This window comes from Chryseobacterium sp. P1-3 (assembly GCF_000738495.1).
Classification (GTDB): domain Bacteria; phylum Bacteroidota; class Bacteroidia; order Flavobacteriales; family Weeksellaceae; genus Chryseobacterium; species Chryseobacterium gallinarum.
This window is the reverse complement of sequence record NZ_JPEQ01000014.1, coordinates 105,448-116,961: the sequence shown is the minus strand read 5'-3', so window position 1 is coordinate 116,961 and position 11,514 is coordinate 105,448. Positions and strand designations below refer to the sequence as shown.

6 protein-coding genes are annotated in these 11,514 nt (G+C 34.5%); all 6 read left to right on the top strand.

Annotated features, from left to right (window positions below; translation table 11 throughout):
* Positions 1-8: 8 nt before the first annotated feature.
* The 6 genes from HX13_RS17870 to HX13_RS17850 all read left to right on the top strand — a co-directional run bounded on the left by HX13_RS17870 (position 9) and on the right by HX13_RS17850 (position 11,424).
* Complete coding sequence (locus HX13_RS17870) at positions 9-1,634, top strand: SusD/RagB family nutrient-binding outer membrane lipoprotein (RefSeq protein ID WP_128572490.1); 1,626 nt, start codon at positions 9-11, stop codon at positions 1,632-1,634.
* Positions 1,635-2,040: 406 nt separating this feature from the next.
* Positions 2,041-4,968: a SusC/RagA family TonB-linked outer membrane protein gene (locus HX13_RS17865; protein ID WP_050022188.1), complete on the top strand. Its 2,928-nt coding sequence runs from the start codon at positions 2,041-2,043 to the stop codon at positions 4,966-4,968.
* A 6-nt stretch (positions 4,969-4,974) separates the two neighbouring features.
* Positions 4,975-6,567 carry a SusD/RagB family nutrient-binding outer membrane lipoprotein gene (locus tag HX13_RS17860; protein WP_053327243.1) on the top strand — a complete coding sequence of 531 codons (1,593 nt, stop codon included), beginning with the start codon at positions 4,975-4,977 and terminating at the stop codon, positions 6,565-6,567.
* 420 nt (positions 6,568-6,987) lie between these two features.
* Entirely contained in the window at positions 6,988-8,769 is a 1,782-nt protein-coding gene (locus tag HX13_RS24775) for a TonB-dependent receptor plug domain-containing protein (protein WP_238555477.1), read from the top strand.
* On the top strand, positions 8,699-9,988 hold the full coding sequence (locus HX13_RS24770) for a TonB-dependent receptor domain-containing protein (RefSeq protein ID WP_410493159.1): 1,290 nt from the start codon (positions 8,699-8,701) through the stop codon (positions 9,986-9,988). Before HX13_RS24775 ends, HX13_RS24770 begins: the two co-directional genes overlap by 71 nt.
* 11 nt (positions 9,989-9,999) lie before the next feature.
* Positions 10,000-11,424, top strand: coding sequence for a SusD/RagB family nutrient-binding outer membrane lipoprotein (locus tag HX13_RS17850; protein ID WP_050022186.1), 1,425 nt, complete (start codon positions 10,000-10,002; stop codon positions 11,422-11,424).
* The last annotated feature ends 90 nt before the right edge of the window (positions 11,425-11,514 follow it).

Below are 11,514 nucleotides of genomic sequence, written 5' to 3'. Positions count from 1 at the left end.
AAAAAAATATGAAAAATATAAAAATAACTACAGCGGTTTTATCTTTAACAATGTTATTTGCTTCTGTATCATGTAACAGATATCTTGACATCAATGAAGATCCTAATAATATTTCAATTGATAAAGTTAGCCCTAACGAGTTACTTCCGGTTGGTATCACATCGGCTTATGCAAAGCAATCTCAGACATTAAATAGATTTGCTAGTGTAGTAATGAATTCAACTGCAGGAAACTCATTGGTATATGGTGCTCCATTTATTGACGATTATAAGCCAAATGTTTCCAATACATTTTATAATGATGTTTGGGACAGTTTATTTAGAGCTACTGCTAATTTTGAAAAAATTATTACGTATAATGATCCAGGTAATAAATATGTTCAGCATAAAGCTATTGCTAAGATTATGAAGGCCAATTACGTACAGATATTGACAGATTTGTATGGTGACATACCGTATTCTCAAGCATTTAAAGGGCAGGATAATTTGACACCTAAATATGATAAAGGTGAAGATATTTATAAAGCTTCTATTGCTGATTTGGATAATGCAATTGAATTATTGGAATCGGGATTGGGTGATGCGTCATCTAGTGATATTGTTTTCCATGGAAACGCAGGAAAATGGATCTCTTTTGCAAATACTTTGAAATTAAGATATTTGCTAAGAATGTCTAATGTTACGGGTGATATGGCTGCTTACAGAGACCAGCAACTTGCTTCTCTTAGTGGTGTTGACTTTATCCATGAAGATGTTTTAGAAAATCCTGGATATTCTGCAGCTAATGATGCTCAGCAAAATCCATTTACTAATTACTATGTATATCTCAGCTCTGGAACTAGGGCAGCAAATTACTCTATAAATGTTGCCTCTGAGCATGCTGCTATTATTTTAAATGGTAACTCTGAAGGAGATACTCGTCCGGTGTATCAGAAATTTAATGGAATTGTGGATGGAAGAAGATCAAGGATGTTTTCACTTGTAAATGGAAAAGTATCAGGAATCAGACAAGGAAATCTACCTGGTCAGCCTGGTGTACCTGCTGCTATTTCCAGATTTAGTTACGGTATTACAGTCGGTGCAGAAACACCTGCTTCTACAAGAGAATATGTAGAAATGGCTTCTGCTAAATCTGGTTGTATTATGACAAGGGCAGAATCTGAATTCTTACAGGCAGAAGCAGCCTTACGCTATCCTTCTATATTCTCTGGTGCACAAGCTCATTTTGAGGCTGGTATAACTGCTTCTTATAATTATTTAGGAGCAAATGTAGATGTGGTTATTGACCCGAATACTAATCCGGTTACAACCAAGAAAGCTGCCTTAATTTATATAGATCTTATAAATGCAGTGCCAAAATTAGGATGGATTGGGACCAACGATGATAAATTAGAAGCTATCATGACTCAAAAATGGATTGCGTTAACCGGTATTAACCCTGAGCAATCATTCTTTGACTACACCAGAACAGGTTTCCCGGTAACACCACTGGCTACAATAGCATCGAATCCTAAGCCAAATAGATTGATCTATCCTCTTTCAGAATATATCGGTAATGCTAGTAATGTACCTGCTATCAGTAATGCTGATGTATTTTCAAAAAATCAGTATACTCCATTCTGGGCTAGAAACTAACATTGAGTTTATTATGCTTTAATATATTTAACCGCCTTCGGGCGGTTTTTTTTTGTGTCTTTTACTTCTTTTTAATATTGAAAGTAATATGCGCAGCATTGTTTTTTGTTGTGATTAATTTATTAAGTAAGGGTAAAAAAAGTCTTTTTATGTTGATTATTAGCTAGTTGTATGTTTTTTTTTAAGAAATATAGATAATGTCGATGTTAACGATTGTTATTGTTTCTTAAAAAAAAGTAACGTTTTAATATTTTGGTTTTGTTAAAAAATGTTTTTTTAACTTAATTTATTGTTTTTTGTTTAATTTTTGTTCGTAATTATTAAAAAAAGTATAAATTTTTTGTTTTTTTCTTTGTGTTGTTAAGAAAGTTTTACAAATTTGTAACAATACAAAATTAATTTGATTATGAAGAAACTAACAACAGGTCTTCTTGTTTTAGTATTGACTTCTTCTATAGCTGTTGCAAATGCCCAGCAAAAGAAAAGTGATACTGTTACAGAGACTAAGGAGATTGAGGGTGTAGTGGTGACTGCACTAGGTATTAAGAGAGAAAAGAAAGCTCTTGGATATGCTTCCCAGGAAGTAAAAGGTGAAATTCTTTCTGATGCTGGCCAAACTAATGCCGTAAGTGCATTATCTGGAAATGTTGCGGGAGTTCAGATTACAGCGCCAAGTACAATGGGAGGGTCTACCAGAATTACTATGAGAGGTATTAGTTCGATTACTGGTGAGAACCGACCGTTGATTATTGTAGATGGTGTGCCTTTGGATAATTCAAATGTTAACAATATTGATACCCAAAGAGGAGCTGGAGGTAGAGATTATGGAGATGCTTCTTTTGATATTAACCCTGATGATATTGAGAGTGTAACTGTATTGAAAGGAGGGCCTGCTGCTGCTCTATACGGTTCAAGAGCAGGAAATGGTGCTATATTATATACTACAAAATCGGCTAAAAAAGGTAGAACTGATATTCAGTTAAATACAGGAGTTTCCTTTGAAAATATATACATCAGACCCAGACTTCAAAACTTGTATGGAGGAGGCTCTCAGTTTACATTGCCGACTCAAACTATCAATGGTGTTACTTATAATATTCAGGAATATCAAACAGATGGATCATGGGGGCCGCGATACAATTCAAACTTAATGTATCTTCCTTGGTATGCATTTGATCCTGAATTTTCAAATGATTATTTAAAACCGGTTCCATGGGTAGCTCCGAACAAAGATGTTGATTCTTTCTTTAATACAGGGGTTACTTATACAAATAACTTGTCTGTTGCAAAATCTTTTGGGGATACAAATGTTAGGTTATCTTATACCAATACTAATATTAGCGGTATTATTCCAACATCGAAAATTAAAAAAGATAATTTTAGTATTAATTTGAATTCAAAATTATCGGAAAAATTAAAGGCTGAAGCTGTTATTAATTATGTTCATACAGAAGGATTTAATAGGCCGGAAGTTGGATATGGAGATAACTCTGTAGCTCAAAAATTCTATCAATTTGGACAAAGAAACCTTGATTTTGCTAAATTAAGAGATTATAAATTAGCAAATGGTGCACAAAGAACATGGAACAGAACCTCCTGGAGTAACGGAGCGCCTAAGTATTCAGATAACCCATATTGGACAATTAATGAAAATACTTCAGATGATAGCAGGAATAGATTCTTTGGTAATGCAGGGTTAACATATAATTTTAATAAGAATTTTTATATTGTTGGAAAAGTGTACGGTGATACCTATACTCAAAATATAAGTTCTAGAGTGGCAGTAGGTTCACAAGCAGTTTCAAATTATTCTATTGAGAAAAGGAATGTTTCTGAATTCAATTATGAAGGTAGGGCACATTATAATAATAATTGGGGCGATTTTAGTTTGAATGCTTTTGCCGGATTTAACATTAGAGATAATAAATTAAGCTGGTTAAGAGGTACAACGGTCGGTGGACTTATTATTCCAGGCTTATATAATTTGAATAATGGTAGGGAGAACTCCTTAGCAACTAATTATTCTGAACATTCATCAATAAAAAGTTTATTTGGATCAGTTTCTTTGGGATATAAAGATATGTTATTTTTAGAAGCAACAGGAAGAAATGACTGGTTCTCAATGCTAAATGATGATCAGTTTTATCCTTCTGTAACGGGTAGTTTTGTTTTTTCGAAAGTACTTCAAGCAGATTGGTTGTCTTTTGGTAAAATAAGGGCCGGTTGGTCAAGTATAGCTGCAGGAACAGCTCCTTATAGCAGGTTAACTTATACTGAAATCGGACTGCCTTTCAATGGATCACCACAATATTCGAACCCTAACACATCTAATGATCCAAACATTAAGCCGGAAGTTAAAACAACACAAGAACTCGGACTTGAGGCAAGTTTCTTTAAAAATAGATTGAGTGTTGATTTTACCTATTACGAAACTAAATCAAAAGATCTTATTATTGCACTTCCTGTAGATCCTGCAACCGGATTTTTATTTAAGAGAATAAATGCAGGGGAGATGACCAATAAAGGAATTGAAGCTATGGTGAATATTACACCAATTAAGAATGAAAACTTTTCATGGGATCTGACATGGAACTTTGCTAGAAACCGAAATAAATTAATGAACCTGTATCAGGACTTACAAAACTATGTACTTACAAATGCGCCATTTAGAGCTCAGTTGGTAGCACAGGTTGGACAAGCTTATGGGACGATTCTGGGAACAGACTATGTGTATGATAGTAATGGAAATAAAGTTGTAGATGAAAATGGCTTCTATAAGGCTTCTGAAATTAAATCTTTAGGATCTATCCTTCCTGATTATAATATGGGCTTTAGAAATACTATCAAGTATAAATCATTAAGTTTATCATTCTTAATTGACATTCAACAAGGTGGGAAATATTTCTCAACTACACATATGTGGGGAATGTATTCGGGTATGCTGGAAGAAACTGCATTAAATGGAAATAGAGAAGCTGGAGTTATTCTTCCTGGAGTAAAAGAAGATGGAACTCCAAATGATATTCTTCTGGATGCTCAAACTTGGGGTAGTACATATTATAATACGGTTGATGCTCAAAATGTTTTCGATGCAAGTTACATTAAATTAAGAGATATTACTATTGGCTATGATTTACCTAAGACGCTTATTGGTAATGCTTTCCAAGGGATCAGAATTTCTGCATTTGCTAGAAACTTATTTGCCTGGAATCTTGCTTTTAAAGGTGTTGACCCTGAGAATACATCTTATGGATCGGGTAATATTCAAGGTATGGAAGGTGGTTCGTTGCCATCAACAAGGACTTTTGGAGTCAATGTTAACTTTAAATTTTAATAAGAAATGAAAAAAATAATTTTAATACTATCTGTACTGACGATATCTGTTGTATCAAATAGCTGTTCAGATAAATTCGATGAAATTGATATAAATCCAAACTCGACAGATAAGCCACTGACATATGGAATATTTAACAGTGCTAATAAAGAGCTCATGGATAATACACGAGATGAATGGCAATCAGGTAGAATAACATTACCATGGGTGCAGTATTCTGCGCAGACTGGATATACTGAGGAAGATAGATATCAATACAGGTTATCAACAGGGGTCTCTCTATGGAGTTTTTCCTATAGAGTGGCTCAGGATTATAAGCAAATTATAGACTTGAATACGGATCCTGTTACAAAAGTACAGATGGCTAACTTTGGTCCAAATAATAATCAGATTGCTGCGGCAAGAGTCATGTTATCATATGTATTTCTTACTCTAGCGGATTCTTTTGGAGATATTCCATATTATTCATACGGAAATAAAGATGCTGATTTTCAGGCATTGAATATTGATGGAACTTTACAGCCAAAATTTGCAAGCCAACAAAAGGTGTATGCGGATATTTTAAAAGAGCTAAAAGAAGCATCTGAAATGGTAGATGTTAACTCACCTGTATTTACTTCTGGAGATAATTTATTTTCATATTTAGAAAATGGCGTAAGGGTAAGTAAAGGTATTAAGCTTAAGAAATTTGCCAATTCTTTGAGATTGAGAATCGCAACAAGAGTGAAGGGGATAGTTCCGGGAGCTGAAGCCCATATAACTGATGCTATTAATTCTGGTGTAATGACTTCTAATGCTGATAATGTTGGGCTTAAATATGAAGACAATCTTGTGAATCCATCTCCATTATTTGATAATTTCCGTACTAGAACTGATTTTGCAATTTCTAAGACTTTTGTACAGCTTCTAAAAGGGCAGACAGGAAATTATACATTGGATCCACGTTTATTTAAATTTGCAAGTCCTGTGGGAACCACTCAAAGTGATATTTTAGACGGAACATCTGTTGAATCTACAGACCCTGATGATTTTAATGGTATGCCGTATGGTATTCCTAGCTCACTAACAGCGAGTCAAACAGAAACAGCTAACTTCTTTAGCAAAAATATCCTAAAACCAGGATATACAGAAGTCTTAATGGAATATTCCGAAGTTGAGTTTTTACTAAGTGAAAAAAATGGTTGGTCGCAAGCAAATTATATAAATGGAGTAAAAGCTTCTATGGAAAAATGGGGTGTAGCTCCCGCGGATATCAATACATATGTTAGTGCCTTACCGGCTGCTTCTAAGGAAAATGTTCTTACGCAAAAATATATTGCTTTGTTTATGCAGCCTTATGAGGCCTGGGCGGAATATAGAAGAACGGGTTATCCAAATACTTTACTTAAGCCTGGGCAAACAGCTAATCTGAATGTTGCAACAACGGGCGGACAAACTACATATACATTTACATCATTAATTTCCGGGTTAACTGATTTACCTAATAGACTATATTATCCGACAAGTGTTCAAACATTAAATACAGCTAATTATCAGGCTGCATCAAATGCTATCGGAGGAGATAAGATGAATACCAAATTAATTTGGGATGTAAACTAAGACACATTTTTAATAACATTCATATATACCGCCTTCGGGCGGTTTTTTTATTATAAGGTGTTTTTTTTGGATTTTCTGTTGTTAAAAAAATTAATATGTATAGCATTGTATTTATAGTTTGTTTTTAACCTGTTTTATACTTTTTAATTTCAATGTGTTGATTATTAGTTTATTGTTTTGTTGACTTATTTTTTTTAATATAGACAATATCAATTTTAATAATCGTTATTATTTCTTGAAAAAAAATAATATTTATTTGCTTTATTTTTGTTAAAAAATATTTTTTTTAACTTAATTTGTTATTTTTTATATATTATTTTTTCATAATTATTGAATATGTTTCATTTTTTCTTAATTTTTCTTTGTGTTGTTGATAAAGTTTTACAAATTTGTACGGTACAAAATTAATTTAGATTAGATATGAAGAAACTAACAACAGGTCTTCTTGTTTTAGTAGTGTCTTCCTCCCTTGCTGTGGCGAATGCCCAGGAAAAGAAAGATACTCTTAAAACAAAAGAAATCGAAGGGGTAGTAGTAACTGCGCTTGGAATCAAGAGAGAGAAAAAATCTTTGGGATATGCTTCCCAGGAAATTAAAGGAGGTGCGCTTTCAGATGGGACGACAAATACCGGAAATATTGCCGCACAATTATCAGGTAAGGTAGCAGGGCTTAATGTTACGACTAATAATAATTTTGGAGGTTCTTCCAATTTGTTGATTAGAGGGATGAAAACGTTAGGAGGAGGAAACCCGTTAATCGTTATTGACGGATCACCTGTCAATAATTCCAATACTCAAGAAAAAAATATAGATTATGGTAATGCCCTTTCTGATATCAATCAGGATGACATTGAATCTATCAACGTACTGAAAGGAGCTGCAGCATCTGCCTTATACGGAGAAAGAGGTTTAAATGGGGTTATTGTAATCACCACTAAAAATGGAAAAGGAAAGGATGACGGGTCCTGGGGAGTGACCTTCTCGTCTGCCATTCAGGTAGGATTTATTGATAAATCGACCTTTCCTGAATACCAGACTAGATATGGGGCCGGTTATTCTCAAAAATTTGGAACACAGGCGTCTAACGGTTTAAACAATGCTAACTTTAATGCTGATGCATCTTGGGGACCAAAATTTGACCCTAATTTATTAGTTTATCAATGGGATTCATTTGATCCTTTTTCACCTAATTATGGAAAAGCAACTCCTTGGGTTGCTGCTAAAAACGGACCGATTAAGTTTTTCAATAATCCTGCAAGCTATATCAATAGTGTAACGTTGGAAAAAGGACAAAAAGGGAAAAATATTAGTTTTACTTACGAAAATATGATGTCTGATGGGTTAATCCCTAATTCTCATCTTAATAAAAATAATTTCTCTTTAAAGGTTAATTATGATCTGACCCCTAAGTTGCACTCTACTTTTTATTCTACAATGACTTTGCAGGACACAAGAGGCCGAAGCATCACGGGATATTCCAATAACCCGATGACAGGTTTCAGACAATGGTGGCAAACCAATGTAGATCTTAAAGATCTTGAGCAGGCATACCTTGCCAATATTAATCCTAATGTTGCCAGTGCAGCTAATAATTATGGTAACGTTACATGGAATAGAAAATCTGCTGCCAATGGGGCTGCAGCATATTGGAACAACCCATATTTTCAGGCTTACCAAAACTATACTTCAGATAGAAGGTTCAGAAACTTTACCTATGCTCAGGTAACCTACGATCTGTTAGATAATATCTCAGTTACCGGAAAAGTTTCTTATGATAGATCAAACCTTATGGCTGAGAACAGACTGGCTGTCGGATCCCTGCCACAGGCTTTCGGACAGTCAAATAATACCGTTGGTTCCGGTTATGCAAGACGTGATATACTAAGAACGGAGACGAACTATGACTTAATGGTGAATTATAAATTCGATATTACGGATAATATTAATATTTCCGGAGTTGTAGGAGGAAATATCAGAAGAAATTATTTTAATTCAATGTATGCTTCAACAGAAGGAGGATTAATAGTTCCTGGTATTTATGCACTATCAAATTCTAGAAAATCACCTTTGGCAACAGATGAAAATGAGTATACAACACAAACCAATTCCGGGTATGTTACTGCTTCATTAGATTTCTATAAAAAAATTCTATTTAGATGCAACATGGAGAGTAGATCAAAGTTCAACGTTATTTGCGGGTAACAATGTGTATAATTACCCATCTGTAACAGGAGCATTAATTATGTCTGAAATTCTGAATACTAAAAGTTGGATGAATTTCTGGAAACTAAGAGCGAACTACGCAGAAGTTGGGGGAACGGCTGATCCTTATCAGTTGGTGAATAACTATAGAGCAGCAGGGATTTTAAATGGAGTGGGAATCTATAATTCAATTTTAACGGAACCTTTTCTTAATCTAAAACCTCAAAGAGCAAAAGAATTTGAAATAGGTACTGAAGTTCATTTCTTGAGAGATAGAATAACACTTGACTTTGCTTATTACAAAACAAAAACTATTAATCAGATTCTTTCGCCACTTCCTACATCAGCAGCTATAGGCTATACAGGTAAAGTGTTCAATGCAGGTAGAATTGATAATAGCGGAGTTGAAGTGCAATTAGGTTTGGTGCCGATAAAGTCAAAAGATTTTACATGGAATATCGATGTCAACTGGTCTAAAAATAAAAACCAGGTAGTAAATCTGTATCCGGGTATTACCAATCTTTTAGTAAATAGTTTTCAAGGAGGAGTTTCTTTAAATGCTAGAGAAGGTGAAGCTTGGGGAACATTAGTTGGTTCTGATTATACTTATTTAAACGGACAAAAAGTTATTGATCCAAACACCGGAAAATATTTGCAAAATCCTAATCAGGTAATTGGTAACACTACACCGGATTGGATTGGAGGTATCAGGAACAGTTTCAGTTATAAAGGTTTTTCTTTAAGTTTCTTAATCGATATGCGTAAAGGAGGGGATGTATTCTCAACAGATATGTATTATGGATTATCTACAGGTCTTTATAAAGAAACAGCTATAGGCGACTATAGAGATAAAGATGTTGTTCTGCCTGGTGTTCTTCCGAATGGAACTCCAAATAACATCGCATTATCCCAATTTGATAATAGCAGCTCTAGTGGATATAAAACACAGCCTTCAAGTGCATTTATCTATGATGGTTCATTCATTAAGTTAAGAGAAGCAAGTATTGGATATACGCTTCCTAAGTCTTTATTGGCAGGGACCAAAATTTATGATGCCAAAATTTCGATTGTAGGTAGAAACTTATGGATTATTCATAAAAATTTACCATATGCTGATCCGGAAGCTATGGTAGGTGGAGGACTTAATTCTTATGGATGGTCTATTGGTGCGATGCCAACAACAAGAGATCTTGGGATCAATGTAACATTTAAATTCTAATTACTTTAAAAATGAAAAATATTATAAAAATAAGTTTGATGGCTGCATGTGTTGGGCTAGGGTTAACTTCATGTCAAAGTGATTTGACTTCCCTTAATGATGATCCTAAACACCCGTCAATTCTTCCGTCTGAAAATTTATTAGCCACGGCTATGTATCAGTCGTCCTACTATATGGATAATCCTAGTGTGAACTTTAATAACTACAGGTTCTTTACGCAGCAATGGGCGGAAACTCAATATCCGGATGAAACCCAATATAATCTGGTAACCCGTAATCAGCCTCGTAATCATTTTAACAGAATGTATGTTTACAGTATTAATAATATTAAACAGGCAAAAGCTAATCTGAAGAATGAGGTAGAGACAGATGAAAATGTACGAACCAATAAATTGGCAACTTTAGAGATTGAAGAAATTTTTATTTGGGAAAATCTGGTGGATACCTATGGTGATGTTCCTTATTCTGAGGCATTTAAGCCTGATGAGAACTTAACACCTAAATATGATGATGCTAAAACTATTTATCTTGATCTGATCAAAAGAATTGATGCAGCTACTGCAATGATAAAACCCTCAGTTACCGGCTATGCAGATTTGGTGTACGGAGGTAATATGAATAAATGGAAAAAATTTGCTAATTCCATTAAACTAAGACTAGGAATGAATTTAGCAGATGCTGATCCTGCATTAGCACAATCTACGGTTGAATCTGCAATTGCAGGAGGAGTTATTTCTTCTGATGATGAAGCCTACAAATTTAAGTATGATGGAAATACATTCTCAAATCCTGTATTTGATAACTTAGTGGCTTCCAACAGAAATGACTTTATCCCTAGTGAGCTAACGATTAAAACAATGAGTACACTTGCAGATCCGAGAATGGAAGTTTGGTTTACAAAAGTGAAGGGAGTTTACAAAGGCGGAGTTTTTGGAGAATTAAATGATCCTTATTCTGATTTTTCGCATTTAGGGGATTATTTTAGATCTCCAACTACTGCATCTAATTTATTGAGCTATGCAGAAGTTGCATTCTTAAAAGCTGAAGCTGCCGCAAGAGGATATTCAGTAGGAGGTACTGCTGCTGATCTTTATATTGCTGCTGTAACAGAATCTATGAGAGAAAATGGAGTAAGCCCTGCTAATACGGCCACCTATCTAGCTGCTAATCCACTTAATATAACCAACTGGAAACAATCTATCGGTACACAAGCTTGGATCGCAATGTTTAACAAAGGATTTGCAAGCTGGAACTTTACAAGACGTTTGGATTATCCGATTCTTGTAAATCCACCAAAGTCCAATTTATCTTCTGTTCCGTACAGAATGCCGTATTCTGATCAGGAATATGTATTAAATGGAGATAATGTGAAAGCAGCAGCTGCTAAAATCGGAGGAGACAAAGCAACAACAAAACTTTTCTGGGATAAATTTTAACACATATTTTAATAACATTCATGTATACCGCCTTCGGGCGGTTTTTTTTATTTCAGCAACCGTAGTTTCATATTTTTTTGTTTCTTATGC

Coding starts and splice junctions, on each gene's coding strand:
- HX13_RS17850 (WP_050022186.1), top strand. CDS start 10,000: ATGAAAAATATTATAAAAATAAGTTTGATGGCTGCATGTGTTGGGCTA.
- HX13_RS24775 (WP_238555477.1), top strand. CDS start 6,988: ATGAAGAAACTAACAACAGGTCTTCTTGTTTTAGTAGTGTCTTCCTCC.
- HX13_RS17870 (WP_128572490.1), top strand. CDS start 9: ATGAAAAATATAAAAATAACTACAGCGGTTTTATCTTTAACAATGTTA.
- HX13_RS17865 (WP_050022188.1), top strand. CDS start 2,041: ATGAAGAAACTAACAACAGGTCTTCTTGTTTTAGTATTGACTTCTTCT.
- HX13_RS17860 (WP_053327243.1), top strand. CDS start 4,975: ATGAAAAAAATAATTTTAATACTATCTGTACTGACGATATCTGTTGTA.